Source organism: Parabacteroides leei (assembly GCF_023369805.1).
GTDB classification, from domain to species: Bacteria; Bacteroidota; Bacteroidia; order Bacteroidales; family Tannerellaceae; genus Parabacteroides; species Parabacteroides leei.
The window spans coordinates 58,534-73,500 of sequence record NZ_JAMBQG010000012.1 but is presented as its reverse complement, the minus strand read 5'-3'; the positions used below and the strand labels follow the sequence as shown (position 1 = coordinate 73,500).

Below are 14,967 nucleotides of genomic sequence, written 5' to 3'. Positions count from 1 at the left end.
TTTCGTGTAATCTTCTATTTCTTATCTTTATCCCTGATTTCCACACGACGGATCTTTCCGCTGATGGTTTTAGGCAATTCTTCGACAAATTCAACTACACGGGGATATTTATATGGAGCTGTAACACGCTTAACATGATCCTGCAATTCTTTGATCAATGCTTCGCCTGCTTTATCCTTGTAATCTTTCGCAAGTACAATTGTTGCTTTTACCACTTGTCCGCGAATTTCGTCAGGTACACCTGTGATTGCACATTCGACAACAGCCGGGTGTGTCATCAGTGCGCTTTCCACTTCGAACGGTCCGATGCGGTAACCGGAGCTTTTGATCACATCGTCGGCACGACCGACAAACCACAGATAGCCGTCTTCATCACGCCAGGCAACGTCACCTGTATAATACATACCGTCATGCCAGGCTTCGTGAGTCAGTTCGGCATCGCGATAATATTCTTTGAACAGACCGATCGGTTTGCCTTTGGTCGTATGGATAACGATTTGTCCTTGCTCTCCGTCTTCTGCGCGACTTCCGTCCGGACGGATCAGATCTACATCATATTGTGGGTTAGGTACACCCATAGAACCTGGTTTCGGTTCCATCCATGGGAACGTAGCAACTGTCAGTGTCGTTTCCGTCTGGCCGAATCCTTCCATCAATTTGATGCCTGTCAGTTTATAGAATGCTTCGAATACGGCAGGGTTCAGTGCTTCACCGGCAATTGTGCAGTATTGCAGGGATGAAAGATCGTACTTCGTCATGTCTTCGCGGATCAGGAAGCGAAAGATAGTTGGAGGTGCACACAAAGAGGTGATCTTGTAATCCTGGATCATCTGCAACATATCAGCAGGGGTGAACTTCTCATGATCGTAAACGAATACGGTTGCTCCGGCAATCCATTGTCCGTATAGTTTTCCCCAAACAGCTTTTCCCCAACCGGTATCGGCGATAGTCAGATGAAGGCTGTCACGATGCAGGTTGTGCCAGAAACTGCCGGTTACGATATGTCCCAGCGGATAAGTGAAATCGTGTGCCACCATTTTGGGATTACCAGTCGTTCCGGATGTAAAATACATCAATGAAATGTCATCATTGCTGTTCGGATGAGACGGGCGAACGAAAGGTGCAGCATTCTCGATCCCTTGATGGAAATCTTCGAAACCTTCCGGTATTTCCGGACCTACGGAGACTAATTTCTCAATAGTCGGAGACTCCGGCAGTGCATCGATAATATGTTTGGTGATGATATCTTCGCCGGCACAAACGATCATTTTTATATCGGCTGCGTTATTGCGATAGACAATATCTTTCTTTGTTAACAAGTGAGTTGCCGGGATAACGACTGCTCCGAGTTTGTGTAATGCAATAATAGAGAACCAAAACTCATAACGACGTTTCAGTATCAGCATGACCATATCGCCGTGGCCAATACCCAGTGACTGGAAATAAGAGGCTGTCTGATCGGTGTACTTTTTCAGTTCGGCAAATGTGAAGTCGATATGTTGGCCCTGATCGTTGGTCCAGCATAATGCCTTTTTGTCGGGTTCTTCTGCAGCCCATGCATCTACTACGTCATATCCGAAGTTGAAATTTTCCGGAACTTTTATTTTGAAGTTATTGATAAAATCTTCCTGCGACGTGAAAGTCGTCTGATCTAAGAATCTTTCTAACATAATTAAATTATTCGTTTTAAAGTATTATAGCCAGAAAACTGACCTTTTCTCCGTCCAGAGCTTTCATGCCGTGTGGCAGCTCAGAGTTGAAATATATACTGTCGCCTTCTTCGAGGATCAGTTCCTTGTTATTGATCTGAAGGAGCATGCGGCCTTTTAATACAAGGTTGTATTCCTGTCCCGGATGTGAGTTCAGATAGATAGGCTCTTCTTCCGGTTTGGGATGAACGGTAACCATGAACGGATCAGCTTTACGTCCTGCAAATCCGGCAGCCAGCGATTGATATTTGTAGGCTTTTGTGCGCTCCACGGTAATACCTTTGCCTTTACGCGTGATAAAATAAGCACTCATTTTTGGTTCGTCGCCAAACATCAAGGTTGTGAGTTCTACTCCGTAGGCTTGTGATATCTGGTGTAATATACTTACTGAAATATCTACTGTGCCACTTTCCATGAGCAAGTATTGCTCGGTGGTCAGGTTGCAAACCTTAGCCATTTCTTCGGGACTGATTTCCAGGGCATCCCGAAGTCCTGCCAGTCGTTCTGCTATTTGTTTTATCTGTTCGTTCATCTCCGTGGATTATTATTATATTTATGTTGCCCCAAAGTTATAAATAAAAAGCAAAATGACTATGGAAATGTAGAATAGAATGTTATTTAGATATTTTCTTTGGAAATATAAATGTTAAATATTATATTTGTTTTAAGTACAGGGTATGAATTTATTATTGCTGACTCTAAATCTAATATTAATATATAGTGTTTGCTATAAGCTATACTGGGTCTGCCCTTAATATTTTCTGATTAATATAGTGAACGTATGAATGAAAAGATTGAATTTCGTTTTAGGGGGATTGAAGTCTCAGATAACCTTTTTTTTGTAGTAATATTGAACTGGCATATACCACAATATAAAATAACTGAACCTTCAGATAATACAGAATATTTAGAAATATATAATAAGATTCATCGATATGTGGTGACAGAAAAGCATTTTCTGGATAAAGATATAAATGTAAATATAATTGTTCGTCAATGCGATGTCAGAAAGAAGTCATTGAATAAAATTCTTCGGCTAAAAGATGATGTGGCTTTTCATGGATACATAAATAGACAACGTGTTATTTATGCATCTACTTTGTTGTTGGACCCCTCTAACAAGTTGATTGAAGTTGTAGCATCAGAAGCCTGCTTTAATAATTCCCGAACATTCGTGCGTAATTTCAAAGTAGTGTATAATATGACTCCAAGTGAATACCGTCGTCGTAACGGGTTAAAGAAAGCCTGATTCGGCCAGTAAATCGTTCAGGAACGGACAAAAATGATTTTGTCTTATCGGTGAATCGGTTTTGTCGCTTGCATGCTTTGTTTTTCTTTGGTGGATGTCTTTTTTTGTTCTTCATTTGCATCAGAGAAATAGATGAAGCGAAAAAGATGGCATGACCCATCTTAAATAGATAGGCATACCTTATCTATGAAGAAAGAAAGAAGAATCGATTCTTCTTTCAGGTAGTCTGATAAAGACGTTTGTCGGACTACCTTTTCTAAGAAAGTGGAGCCTATGAAAAGGTTTGCGTTTTGATGATGGTTGATCAACTTATTTTTGTTCACGTATGTCTTAAGGTTAGTTAAATCAAGAAAATCCCGGCTTGTGAAAGTCGGGACTTTTATATACAAAAAAAGGATAACCTTTCGATTATCCTTTTCTTGAGAGCGGAAGACGGGGCTCAAACCCGCGACCCTCAGCTTGGAAGGCTAATGCTCTATCAACTGAGCTACTTCCGCAATTTTAATTGCTTTTGAAAAGTTAGTGGGCAGTGATGGATTCGAACCACCGAAGTCGAAAGACAGCTGAGTTACAGTCAGCCCCATTTGGCCACTCTGGTAACTGCCCCTATTATTTTCAATTGCAGTGCAAAGGTACGATTATTTTTGAAACCTGCAAGCGTTTACTCAGAAAAATGTATCATTTTTAGTGCAGTTACTGCGGCTTCATCCCCTTTATTTCCGTACTTACCACCTGCACGATCCTCCGATTGTTGCATGTTGTCGGTAGTTAACAATCCGAAAATGAATGGAATATCATACATTAAATTCAGTTCGGTGATACCTTGTGTAACGCCTGAACAAACATAATCAAAATGGGGAGTATCACCTCTTACGACGCATCCTAAAACGATAACAGCATTCACATCTTTTGTTTCCGCCATACGTTTTGCACCGAAAGTCAGTTCGAAGCTACCCGGAACACGTTTTACGTATATGTTTTCCGGTTTGACACCATGTTTTTCCAGTGTGTTGCATGCACCTTCCAGCAATTTTTCTGTGATGTGCTTGTTCCACTCTGCTACTACAATTCCGAAGGTCATTTCTGAACCATCCGGTACGCTGTTGAAGTCGTAGTCTGATAAGTTTTGATAAGCTGTAGCCATAACTTTGTATTTAAAAAATAAAAGGATGCCTTTTTTGATGGGACATCCTCTTTTATAGTTTATATCGTATGAATTATATTATTTAGCAGCAGAAGCGCGGGCGATATACTTGTCGATATCGGCAGCTTCCATTGAGTTGAAATATTTTTCCTTGATAGTAGTGTATGCTTTAACTGCATCGCTATACTGTTTCTGGTTTTCGTAAGCGATACCCGCTTTCTTCAGGTAAACCGGGCTGATTACTTCGTTGTCTGCTTTCTTGGCAGCTTTTTCAAAATAGCTGATGCCTTCTTTGATGTTACCCATGTTTACATAACAGTCACCGATCAGACCGATGATAGCCGGAGAAATCATGTTGTCGTCTCCGCTGAATGATTTCAGTTTGTCAAGAGCTTTTTCTGTTTCACCCATTTTGAAATAGCAGATACCTGCATAAGCTTTAGCCAGGTTTCCGGATGCTGTGCTTCCATATTGGTCGATGATACCTTCGAAACCTTCATAGTCTGCACCATTGCCGTTCAATGCCAACGCGAAAGAATCTTTGGCAAAATATTGTTCTCCTTTAAATATAGCAGCGGCTGCTTTCTTTTGCTGAGGAATCATATAACCGTGTTTAATTCCCAAAACAGCTCCAACAACGAGTGCGATAGCTATAATTCCGTAAATGATCTTTTTTGAATTGTTTTCAATAAACTGCTCCGACTTCGAAACAATTTCTTCTACTTCTAACTCCGTGTTGGTGTTTTTTTCCTTAGTAGCCATAATGTGTTATAGTTATTTATTATTTTATCCTGATTTTATGCCAATGGCAATTCAAAGCGCAAAAGTAGTTTTTTTTACTGATATAATCTATACTTAGAAGTATATTTTTTAATTTTGTACGATTAATACGGTACAGATGATACTCAAAAAGCTTTCTATTCTTAATTATAAAAATATTCTTCAGTCGGAAGTTGCCTTTTCGCCCAAAATGAATTGTTTCTTTGGAAATAACGGGATGGGAAAGACAAACCTGCTGGATGTTATCCATTATCTTTCGTTTTGCAAAAGTCATGTAAATACTCCTGATAGTCAGATAATAAACAATGATCAGGATATGTGTGTGATCCAGGGTGAATATGATTATGAAGGAAGAGGGGAGGAGATTTTCTGTGCGATCCGCCGCCGCCAGCGGAAGCAGTTCAAACGGAATAAGAAAGAATATGATAAATTGTCGGAGCATATTGGCTTGTTGCCTTTGGTGATGGTTTCACCTGCCGATTCGGATCTGATCCAGGGAGGAAGTGACGAGCGCCGCCGTTTTCTGGACCTGATCATTTCGCAACAGGATAAACAGTATCTGCATGCCCTGATTCAATATAATAAGGCTTTGCTCCAACGGAATATGCTCTTGAAGAATCAAAGTATGGATGCTTCGCTTTATGAAGTGCTCGAGATGCAGTTGGGTATGTATGGGCGAATGGTTTTCGAAAAACGCCGGTTATTGGTAGAAAGCTTTATCCCGATCTTCAATGAATATTATCAAACGATCTGCCGCTCTTCGGAAATGGTTGGTTTGCGCTATATCTCTCAGCTGGCCGAGAAAGACTTACCGGAATTGTTGACTGCGAACAGGGAGCGTGATCGTATTTTAGGTTATACATCCAATGGTGTCCATAAAGATGAACTGGAAATGACATTGAACGAGCATTTGATTCGCCGCGTTGGTTCACAGGGGCAGAATAAAACTTATCTGATAGCCTTGAAGCTTGCCCAGTTTGCCTTTTTAGCTCAAAGAGGACAGACTACTCCGATTTTGCTTCTGGATGATATTTTCGATAAACTGGATGCTGCACGTGTGGCAGAGATCATCAAGCTGGTGGGCAACGACAGCTTCGGCCAGATATTTATTACCGATACTAACCGGAAATATCTGGATGAAATTTTGTTGGCGATGAATCACGATTATGCTTTGTTCAGGGTTGAGCAAGGAGAAGTACAACCGATGGAGGATGCAAAATGAAGCGTAGAAATACACAAGCGATCGGTGAAGTCCTGAGAGATTTCTTCGAGGATAATACAGAGCTTTATGAGAAAATCCTGGAAATTCGGGTAGAACGTGCCTGGAAAGAAGTGTTAGGTCCTATGGTTATGCAATATACCCGCAATATATATGTACGCGATCGTATATTATATGTATCGCTTACATCTTCAGTGCTGCGGAGCGAATTGACCTTATGTCGCGAACGGTTGGTGAAGAGTTTGAATGAGTATGCCGGAGCGACAGTTATTCAGGATATTGTTATCCGGTAATGATCTCTTTTTCAGTGATAACCATATCCATTTTCTTGTCGAAAGGTTCGACCGGAACAGACTCCTGCATTTGAAAATCGAAACAAATACCTATTTTAGGTGCTTGCATTGTCGATAGTAGCCGGTCGTAATATCCTTTTCCACGCCCCATGCGATTCAATTGGCGATCGAAAGCTACGCCAGGTACAATGATCAGGTTTATATCCGATTCTGCAACCGTTGTCTCTATGTCTATGGGTTCCGGAATGCCGAAGACTCCGGGGGCCAGGCTGTCTTTGCCTTTATAAGGCAAAAGACGGAGGTCGTCGCCGACTATCAGCGGAAGAAGAAGCAGCTTTTTGTCGAACCATTTTTCAAGAAAAGCCTCCGTCTGGACTTCTCCGGGAATGGAGTAATATAAAGCAATGCAAGAAGCTTGCCGGAAGAGTTCAGTCTCTTCCAGCCGCTTCAATATCTTTTCAGAAAAGTCAAGCAATATAGTCTTCCCGTACGATTTCTTTAGTAAGGCTATATCTTTTCGAAGCTGTTGTTTGGCTATCTGCAATTCCTTTGTTTGCATTCTCTTTGTCTATTGTAGGAACGGATTTTCCTTCATTTATAATCTGGATGGCACGTAATAAGGTTGGATCGTCTTTCAGGAAAATCGGATAGAATCCGGCTTCGTCGAAGAAGTTCCGTACAATATATGCCTGCAGCTGGTTTTCGATCAGCTTACCTGAGATATTGATCAGGGTTGGACGTTTCTTAATACCTTTGGATGCTGCAAAGTTTGTGAAGTCGTAAAGCAGAGGCTGCGACTGCAGGTATTTGTACAAATCCTGATAAGTAGTGAAAGAAGATAACTTTTCACGGTTCTTATCTGAATATTCGAGTGCATACAGGTAAAGTGTTCCACTGTTTACAATACTTGAAAAGTAAGTCGTAATGCCACTGGTGTCACGCGGGATGAAGATATCCGGCATAATGCCACCACCACCGTATACGGTTCTACCTATCATCGTATGGTATTTTTCCGTATGCGTATTCTTGATACTGTCTGCAGAGTCGAATTCACCATGGATGAAACGGTTATAGAGATCCTGATCATAATCTGCAGAGTCTCCCATCTTATAATCCTTCTGGATGCTTCGTCCCGAAGGTGTATAATAGCGGGCAATTGTCAGGCGGATTTCCGAACCGTCACTCAGCTTGATTGGCGATTGAACCAATCCTTTTCCGTAGGTACGGCGGCCAACAATCAGTCCGCGGTCGTTATCCTGGATCGCACCTGAGAAGATTTCGCTGGCGGAAGCCGAGAATTCGTCTGTCAGAACAACGATCGGAGCTTCCTTACAGGTTCCGGTTCCGTTTGTATAGACATCGTTACGCGGGAAAGCTTTTCCTTCGGTGTAAACGATCAGTCTTCCTTCCGGCATAAACTCGTTGACCATGTTGATCGCTGCATCCATATATCCACCGGTATTTCCACGCAGGTCGATGACGAATGAATTACATCCCGCTTCTTTCAACTTGGCAATCGCCGTGATGAATTCGTTATATGTAGTTCGTCCGAATTTGCTGACTTTGATATATCCCACTCCTTTGCTGACCTCGTAAGATACATCGACGGAGTTGACCGGAACGTCGCCACGTGTCACATCGAAGTAAAGCAGGTCGGGTGTGTCACCACGTTTTACACCCAGCTTGACGGTGCTGTTCTTTGCCCCCCGTAATGTGCGCATGATCTTTGCCTGGCTGGTACTGTTACCGGAATAAATCGAGTCGTTTATCGTAATGATGCGGTCGAACGGAAGCAGTCCCGCTTTTTCTGCCGGGCCTCCGGATATTACGCTGATCACAAGGATCGTGTCCGTCTGCATATTGAAGGATACGCCGATACCACTGAACGAACCTTCCAGATCCTCATTCACGATGGATGCATCTTCAGCAGATATATAAACGGAGTGAGGATCCAACTCGCTGAATATTTTGGGAATGGTTCCTTCCACCAGTTTGCCCATATTGACAGTATCGACATATTGTTCGTCGATAATATCGAGTATGGCATTTATTTTATTGCCGCTGGAAAACATCCGGCGTTTGCCGTTTTGTGTAAGAGAAAGATAATGGTTCCCGATAAAGATACCGAGAGCGATACTTGCTGCAATAATTACAGGCAACCAGATGGTCAGCCTTCTGTTCTTGTCCATAAAAACGTATATTTATTCGTTTATATCAATGTATTCTATATTAATACCGGCCCGCTGTAATAAATTACAGCCGTCTTCCATCCGGTACTTTTCGGAATATACAACACGTTTGATTCCTGATTGTATGATCAGCTTGGCGCACTCTATGCAGGGAGCCGAAGTTACGTAGATCGTAGCTCCTTTGCTGCTGTTTGAAGATGCTGCAACCTTTGTTATCGCATTCGCCTCGGCATGTAATACGTAGGGTTTGGTTACGTTGTTTTCATCTTCACAGATATTTTCAAAACCGGCAGGTGTACCGTTGTATCCATCGGAAATGATCATCTGGTCCTTAACTATCAGTGCTCCGACCTGACGTCGTTTACAATACGAATTTTCCGCCCAGACTGCGGCCATCCGCAAGTAACGTTTATCTAATTCATATTGCTTCTCTGTTTTTTCGCACATTGTTTACCTGATTTATCCTTGTTTATTTAGCCAGCAAAGGTAAATATAATTGATTTAACTATGGTATGTTTAGCTATTTTTATATCAATTGCTATTTCCTTTCGGTTCAGCCTGTTTGATGCCGTTTCTGACAAGCAGGGCATCGATCGTGGGTGCCTGTCCCCGGAAGCGTTCGTACAGTACTGCCGGGTCTTCCGTACCTCCTTTGGATAAGATGTTTTCGCGGAATGAACGGGCCACTTCCTGATTGAATATTCCGTTTGCTTTGAAAACCGAAAAAGCATCGGCATCCAATACCTCCGCCCATTTATATCCGTAATATCCGGCAGAGTAACCTCCCGAGAAGATATGTCCGAAACTGCTGCTCATAAGTGTTCCGGAAACTTCCGGTACGATTACGGTCCGTGCCCAGGCTTGTTTCTCAAATGCTATGACATCTCCCTCGAACGGGACGGTTTGTGTATGCCAGGCCATATCGAGCATTCCGAAGCTCAACTGGCGGCAACAGAAATAACCAGTATTGAAGTTGGAAGCATCTATCAATTTGCTGACAAGTTCCTGCGGTATTTTTTCTCCTGTTTCGTAGTGTACGGCTATCTGGTCAAGAAATTCTTTTTCAGTCAACCAGTTTTCCATGATCTGGGAGGGAAGTTCCACGAAGTCGCGGTATACGTTTGTTCCGGAGAGGCTGGCGTATTTCCCTTTGGCGAACATTCCGTGCAGTGCATGTCCGAATTCATGGAGTAGGGTGTTTACTTCATCGAAAGTCAGTAAAGATGGCTTCGTTTCGGTCGGACGGGTGAAGTTCATAACTATAATGATCTGCGGACGGCTGTCGGTTCCATCGGCTTCGTGATGCTGTTCTTTTATACTGTTCATCCAGGCGCCCGATTGTTTTCCGTCGCGCGGATGAAAATCGGTGTAAAGGACGGAGAGGAATTTACCATCGGTATCATACACTTCGTAAGCATCGACTTCCGGATGATATACCGGAATCTCTTTGTTCTCTTTGAATGTGATGCCATATAGTTGTGTGGCAAGTCCGAAAACACCTTTTTTGACATTCTCCAGTTTGAAATAAGGACGTGTCATTTCATCGTTTACATTGAAACGGATATCTTTTAATTTCTCCGAATAATAACTCCAGTCCCAGGGCATGACGGTGATGTTCTCTTTTTCACTTCCCATCGCAAACCCCTGTACGGCATTATATTCGTTGATCGCTATCGGTTTGTAAGCTTCCAACAATTGGTTTAGCAGGTTATAGACGGTTACCGGGTTTTTAGCCATCGTATGCTTGAGTGAGTATTCAGCATAGGTGTTGTAGCCCATCAGCCGCGCAATCTCCAACCGGATGTTGACGATTTGACGGATAATTTCCTTATTGTCGTATTCATCTCCTTTATTACCGATGCTCATATATTCCCTGTACATGGCTTCGCGTAAAGAACGGGAAGCAGCATAACGCATGAACGGAACGTAGCTTGGAGCTGTAAGGTTGAACAACCAGCCTTCTTTCCCCTTTTCTTTTGCCCGGTGAGCCGCGGCTTCACGTATGCTTTCGGGAAGACCGTCGAGGTCTTTCTCGTCGGTGAGCAGTAATTCATATCTGTTTTTATCTTTCAGCGCATTTTGGTCGAACGTCAGTGAAAGAACACTCAGGTCTGTGCTTAGTGTTCGATATTTTTCCTTGTTTTCCGGACTTAGATTGGCTCCACGAACCGAGAACGATTCGAATGTTTCTTCCAGCAGTTTGGCATCTTCGGTGGGCAGGTTGAGCCGGTCTTTTTGTTCGTAAATGCTTTTTACCCGTGAAAATAACTTTTCATTCAGAAAGATATTGTTGGAACTTTCCGACAGTTTCGGGGATATCCTTTGTGAAATCTCCATCATCTCGTCGTCGGCTTCTGCATTCAAAACATTGAAGAAGGCAGAACTGACTTTGTTCAGTAACTTGCCGCTGCGTTCCAAAGCAACGATCGTATTTTCGAATGTGGCAGGCTGCTCGTTTTCAGCGATAGCCTGTACTTCGTTGTCGAGTTGTTTGATCCCTTCGTCGAAAGCCGGTTCGTAATGTTCGGTTTTTATTTCGTTAAAGGGCGGAGTTCCAAAAGGTGTATTGTATTTTAAGAAAAACGGATTATGAGTCGTTTGTGTCATATTTCTTGTACATTATATTTAAATAGTGAATTTAGCCGGAAGCAACCGGTTTCTTTTCCGGCACAAAGATGGAAAAAATACCTGTGTTACTGAATAATTCCTCTTTATATTTATTTTTTTAGTCACCAAAGTAATTGCTTGTCGATAACTATCGACAGGCTTGCTCATAATTGTCAACAAGCTTGTCGATAATTATAAACAGGCTTGTCGACAATTATCGGCAACAAATTTTGTCGGCAGAGAAATGGCATTACATTACGGTAATGCTACCATTTGCTTCCTGATTTTGTTTTATAACCTCCGGCAGTCTGTTTTTGTTGCCGGTATTTCCCTGTGCATTAGTGGGAAGTTTTCAGATTTTAACAACTGTTCATGTGTTTGACAACACATTCATGGAAGTCCCTAATTTTCTAAGAGATTATTTATCAGTCATTTCGGAGTTATAAAAAAACTCAGTTTCTAAATAAATATGAAAGCTGATTTGTTTTTTTAGTTTTTAAGTGATACTTTTGGTCAGTATATCGTATCATTTTCATTATATAAGCATAAACTTAAAACCAAATACATATGAGTTATCTTAAATTTGACAAGACAGTAATGATAAATCTGGAGGAATCGTTGACTCGAGAGGTGCTCCGAACCAATAGGACCGGGGCATATCATTGTACGACTGTTGTTGATTGTAATACGCGAAAATACCACGGATTACTCGTTATGCCAGTTCCTGAGATAGACGATGACAATCATGTTTTACTATCATCTCTGGATGAGACTGTCATTCAGCATGGTGCTGAGTTTAACTTGGGTTTACATAAATACCAGGGGGATAATTACAGTCCCAAAGGACATAAATATATCCGCGAGTATAGTTCAGACACCGTTCCACGTACACTTTACCGGGTTGGTGGCGTTATCTTTTCGAAAGAAAAAGTATTCTCCTTGTATGAAAACCGGATTATGATCAAGTATACGCTTGAAGATGCTCATTCGGCAACAACGCTCCGTTTCCGTCCTTTCCTTGCTTTCCGTAGTGTGAAATCGCTGACACAGGCAAATGGCAATGTGAACCAGTCTTACACAGAAGTGCCGAATGGTATAAAGACCTGCATGTATCACGGATATCCCGAACTATATATGCAGTTCAATAAAAAAGTGAAATTTGTATATGAACCTTATTGGTATAACGGAATAGAATATCCGAAAGAACAGGAAAGAGGCTATCCTTATAAAGAAGACCTGTATGTTCCCGGTTATTTTGAAATACCGATCAAGAAAGGTGAGTCGATCATATTCAGTGCCGGAGATGGTCCGGTGGCAACAACACGTTTGAAGAGTTTGTATGAAAACGAGGTAAATGCCCGTACGCCGCGTACCAGCTTCTTTAACTGTTTGAAAAACTCTGCACAGCAATTTTATTTCCGTCCGAAAGAAGACGATGCCTATCTGCTGGCAGGTTATCCTTGGTTCAAAGTAAGAGCCCGCGATCTGTTTGTCGCACTTCCGGGATGTACATTGTCGATCGATGATCCGGTACGTTTCGAAAAGATTATGCATACTGCTATGCCGGCAGCAAGAGCTTATATGAATGAGAATAGGCTGGATTCGGTAATCCGTGAGATTGATGAACCGGATGTGTTCTTATGGGCTATATGGGCCATCCAGCAGTATGCTAAAGACACAAGTCTGGAACGTGCAAAAGAACTTTATGCCGGTTTTATAAATGAGATACTTGAATTTATATCCGGTCAGAAACATCCGGATATGAAGGTGATGGACAACGGGTTGGTATTCGCCAATGGCCGCGATAAAGCAATTACCTGGATGAACTCCACCATTAACGGTAAACCAGTTGTGCCCCGTTCCGGTTATATTGTAGAGTTTAACGCATTGTGGTATAATGCCCTCTGTTTCTATACGGAACTGATGGGAGGAACACCGATTGAAAAATATGACAAGCTGATCAAGGCAATGGATACATCGTTTAAGGAAACTTTTGTGAATGGTTACAATTACTTGTTCGATTCGGTGAATGGTTCTATCGTTGACTGGAGCGTACGCCCCAATATGATTTTTGCCGTTTCATTGCCTTATTCTCCACTGACGCGAATACAGAAACGCAGTGTTGTCGATATCGTAACAAAAGAATTGCTTACACCTAAAGGGTTGCGTTCGCTCAGTCCGAAAAGTGAAGGCTATAAACCCTACTATGTTGGTCCGCAGTATGAACGCGACCTGGCTTATCATCAAGGTACTGCCTGGCCGTGGTTGCTGGGAGCTTATCTGGAAGCCTATCTTCGTGTATTCGGAAAGAGCGGTGTCTCTTTTGCAGAACGTATGTTGATAAGTATGGAGGATGAAATGTCATTGCATTGTATTGGTACGATACCTGAATTGTTTGATGGTAATCCGCCGTTTACCGGACGCGGTGCTATTTCGTTTGCAATGAATGTAGCTGCTATGCTCCGGGTTGTGGATTTATTGAAGAAGTATAACGCCGAATAAAACGAGTACCAGATGAAAGCATTGATGTTTGGATGGGAATTTCCTCCTCATATCCTGGGAGGATTAGGAACGGCTAGTTATGGCCTGACAAGAGGTATGGCTATGCAGCCGGATATGGATATAACCTTTTGTATTCCGAAACCCTGGGGAGATGAAGACCAGAGTTTCCTGAAAATTATAGGAGTTTGTAATGTCCCGATAGTATGGCGTGATGTAGACATGGAATATGTGAAAAATCGCTTGTCCAAGTTTATGGATCCTCAGAAATATTATGACTATCGTGATCACATCTATGCCGACTTTTCTTATCGGCAGGTAAATGATCTTGGTTGTATGGAGTTTTCCGGACGTTATCCGGATAATTTGCTGGAAGAGATCAATAACTATTCGATCGTAGCCGGTGTGATTGCCCGTACAGAACAATATGATGTGATTCATGCACATGATTGGCTGACTTATCCGGCCGGTATCCATGCGAAGAATGTAAGCGGTAAACCATTGGTGATCCATGTGCATGCAACCGACTACGACAGAAGCCGTGGAAATGTAAACCCCGATGTTTACGCAATTGAAAAGAATGGTATGGATAATGCCGACCATATCATAACGGTAAGTAACCTGACCCGCCAGACGGTGATTGAGAAATATCATCAGGATCCGGCTAAAGTTACGACCGTTCATAATGCCGTAGAACCTATGAGCCCTGAAATTCTGGCGATACAGGATAAAAAAGGGGTAAAGGATAAAGTAATCACCTTCCTGGGGCGTATCACTATGCAGAAAGGACCTGAATATTTTGTGGAAGCAGCCGCCAAGGTATTGGCAAAAGCCCCTAAGACCCGCTTTGTAATGGCCGGTAGCGGCGATATGATGGATAAGATGATCCGCTTGGCCGCAGAACGTAATATTTCCGACCGTTTCCATTTCACAGGGTTTATGAAAGGAAAGCAGGTATACGAAGTGCTGAAGGCGAGTGATGTGTATGTGATGCCATCTGTTTCGGAGCCTTTTGGAATATCTCCGTTGGAAGCCATGCAGTGTGGTGTCCCTTCTATTATCTCTAAACAGTCCGGTTGTGCAGAAATCTTGAATTATGCTGTAAAAGTAGATTACTGGGATATTGAAGCCATGGCAGATGCTATGTATTCGATCATTACCTATCCGGCTATGCATGAATTCCTGAAAGTGGAAGGAAAGAATGAGGTAGATAATATTAAATGGGAATATGCCGGACAAAAAGTTCGCCGTATCTATGAACAAGTGATTAATAAATAA

General features: G+C 42.3%; 13 protein-coding genes and 2 tRNA genes. 5 read left to right on the top strand and 10 right to left on the bottom strand.

Translation table 11 applies throughout. The features are described 5' to 3' along the window. Positions 1–14: 14 nt before the first annotated feature. Positions 15–1,670: an AMP-binding protein gene (locus tag M1P97_RS16895; protein WP_195373990.1), complete on the bottom strand. Its 1,656-nt coding sequence runs from the start codon at positions 1,668–1,670 to the stop codon at positions 15–17. Between the two features lie 16 nt (positions 1,671–1,686). Then, the gene (locus M1P97_RS16890) at positions 1,687–2,241 is read right to left on the bottom strand and encodes a helix-turn-helix domain-containing protein (RefSeq protein WP_195373989.1); all 555 of its coding nucleotides are present in this window, start codon (positions 2,239–2,241) and stop codon (positions 1,687–1,689) included. Between the two features lie 249 nt (positions 2,242–2,490). On the opposite strand from M1P97_RS16890, the gene M1P97_RS16885 reads away from it, so the two are divergent. Continuing rightward, complete coding sequence (locus M1P97_RS16885) at positions 2,491–2,958, top strand: helix-turn-helix domain-containing protein (RefSeq protein ID WP_195373987.1); 468 nt, start codon at positions 2,491–2,493, stop codon at positions 2,956–2,958. Between the two features lie 424 nt (positions 2,959–3,382). On the opposite strand, the gene M1P97_RS16880 is transcribed toward M1P97_RS16885, so the two are convergent. The 4 genes from M1P97_RS16880 to M1P97_RS16865 all read right to left on the bottom strand — a co-directional run bounded on the left by M1P97_RS16880 (position 3,383) and on the right by M1P97_RS16865 (position 4,864). Continuing rightward, positions 3,383–3,455: transfer RNA gene (locus tag M1P97_RS16880), tRNA-Gly, on the bottom strand. A gap of 26 nt (positions 3,456–3,481) precedes the next feature. Next, positions 3,482–3,564: transfer RNA gene (locus M1P97_RS16875), tRNA-Tyr, on the bottom strand. 55 nt (positions 3,565–3,619) lie between these two features. Continuing rightward, positions 3,620–4,102, bottom strand: coding sequence for a 6,7-dimethyl-8-ribityllumazine synthase (gene ribH / locus M1P97_RS16870; protein WP_028726985.1), 483 nt, complete (start codon positions 4,100–4,102; stop codon positions 3,620–3,622). 78 nt (positions 4,103–4,180) lie between these two features. Then, positions 4,181–4,864, bottom strand: coding sequence for a tetratricopeptide repeat protein (locus tag M1P97_RS16865; protein ID WP_195373985.1), 684 nt, complete (start codon positions 4,862–4,864; stop codon positions 4,181–4,183). Positions 4,865–5,000: 136 nt separating this feature from the next. Here M1P97_RS16865 and recF point away from each other — a divergent pair, with 136 nt between their 5' ends. Continuing rightward, positions 5,001–6,104 (top strand): DNA replication/repair protein RecF, encoded by a 1,104-nt coding sequence (gene recF, locus M1P97_RS16860; protein WP_249389680.1) that lies wholly within the window; start codon positions 5,001–5,003, stop codon positions 6,102–6,104. Then, on the top strand, positions 6,101–6,394 hold the full coding sequence (locus M1P97_RS16855; protein ID WP_195373973.1) for a DUF721 domain-containing protein: 294 nt from the start codon (positions 6,101–6,103) through the stop codon (positions 6,392–6,394). The genes recF and M1P97_RS16855 overlap by 4 nt, the downstream gene beginning before the upstream one ends. Here the strand turns inward: M1P97_RS16855 and M1P97_RS16850 are convergent. The 4 genes from M1P97_RS16850 to M1P97_RS16835 form a co-directional block, all read right to left on the bottom strand. Then, on the bottom strand, positions 6,384–6,953 hold the full coding sequence (locus M1P97_RS16850) for a 5-formyltetrahydrofolate cyclo-ligase (protein WP_195373964.1): 570 nt from the start codon (positions 6,951–6,953) through the stop codon (positions 6,384–6,386). The genes M1P97_RS16855 and M1P97_RS16850 overlap by 11 nt on opposite strands. Continuing rightward, entirely contained in the window at positions 6,862–8,583 is a 1,722-nt protein-coding gene (locus M1P97_RS16845; protein WP_195373961.1) for a S41 family peptidase, read from the bottom strand. Before M1P97_RS16845 ends, M1P97_RS16850 begins: the two co-directional genes overlap by 92 nt. Before the next feature lie 12 nt (positions 8,584–8,595). After that, the gene (locus M1P97_RS16840; RefSeq protein WP_195373959.1) at positions 8,596–9,030 is read right to left on the bottom strand and encodes a dCMP deaminase family protein; all 435 of its coding nucleotides are present in this window, start codon (positions 9,028–9,030) and stop codon (positions 8,596–8,598) included. A gap of 84 nt (positions 9,031–9,114) precedes the next feature. After that, positions 9,115–11,190: a M3 family metallopeptidase gene (locus M1P97_RS16835; protein ID WP_249389679.1), complete on the bottom strand. Its 2,076-nt coding sequence runs from the start codon at positions 11,188–11,190 to the stop codon at positions 9,115–9,117. A gap of 567 nt (positions 11,191–11,757) precedes the next feature. Between M1P97_RS16835 and M1P97_RS16830 the strand changes: the two genes are divergently transcribed. Both M1P97_RS16830 and M1P97_RS16825 read left to right on the top strand, forming a co-directional pair. Next, positions 11,758–13,692 carry a glycogen debranching enzyme N-terminal domain-containing protein gene (locus M1P97_RS16830; RefSeq protein WP_249389678.1) on the top strand — a complete coding sequence of 645 codons (1,935 nt, stop codon included), beginning with the start codon at positions 11,758–11,760 and terminating at the stop codon, positions 13,690–13,692. Between the two features lie 12 nt (positions 13,693–13,704). Further along, complete coding sequence (locus tag M1P97_RS16825) at positions 13,705–14,967, top strand: glycosyltransferase (protein ID WP_195373953.1); 1,263 nt, start codon at positions 13,705–13,707, stop codon at positions 14,965–14,967.

Excerpts from the sequence above, each read along its gene's own strand:
- M1P97_RS16895 (WP_195373990.1), bottom strand. The coding sequence starts at position 1,670 with ATGTTAGAAAGATTCTTAGATCAGACGACTTTCACGTCGCAGGAAGAT.
- M1P97_RS16890 (WP_195373989.1), bottom strand. The coding sequence starts at position 2,241 with ATGAACGAACAGATAAAACAAATAGCAGAACGACTGGCAGGACTTCGG.
- M1P97_RS16885 (WP_195373987.1), top strand. The coding sequence starts at position 2,491 with ATGAATGAAAAGATTGAATTTCGTTTTAGGGGGATTGAAGTCTCAGAT.
- ribH (WP_028726985.1), bottom strand. The coding sequence starts at position 4,102 with ATGGCTACAGCTTATCAAAACTTATCAGACTACGACTTCAACAGCGTA.
- M1P97_RS16865 (WP_195373985.1), bottom strand. The coding sequence starts at position 4,864 with ATGGCTACTAAGGAAAAAAACACCAACACGGAGTTAGAAGTAGAAGAA.
- recF (WP_249389680.1), top strand. The coding sequence starts at position 5,001 with ATGATACTCAAAAAGCTTTCTATTCTTAATTATAAAAATATTCTTCAG.
- M1P97_RS16855 (WP_195373973.1), top strand. The coding sequence starts at position 6,101 with ATGAAGCGTAGAAATACACAAGCGATCGGTGAAGTCCTGAGAGATTTC.
- M1P97_RS16850 (WP_195373964.1), bottom strand. The coding sequence starts at position 6,953 with ATGCAAACAAAGGAATTGCAGATAGCCAAACAACAGCTTCGAAAAGAT.
- M1P97_RS16845 (WP_195373961.1), bottom strand. The coding sequence starts at position 8,583 with ATGGACAAGAACAGAAGGCTGACCATCTGGTTGCCTGTAATTATTGCA.
- M1P97_RS16840 (WP_195373959.1), bottom strand. The coding sequence starts at position 9,030 with ATGTGCGAAAAAACAGAGAAGCAATATGAATTAGATAAACGTTACTTG.
- M1P97_RS16835 (WP_249389679.1), bottom strand. The coding sequence starts at position 11,190 with ATGACACAAACGACTCATAATCCGTTTTTCTTAAAATACAATACACCT.
- M1P97_RS16830 (WP_249389678.1), top strand. The coding sequence starts at position 11,758 with ATGAGTTATCTTAAATTTGACAAGACAGTAATGATAAATCTGGAGGAA.
- M1P97_RS16825 (WP_195373953.1), top strand. The coding sequence starts at position 13,705 with ATGAAAGCATTGATGTTTGGATGGGAATTTCCTCCTCATATCCTGGGA.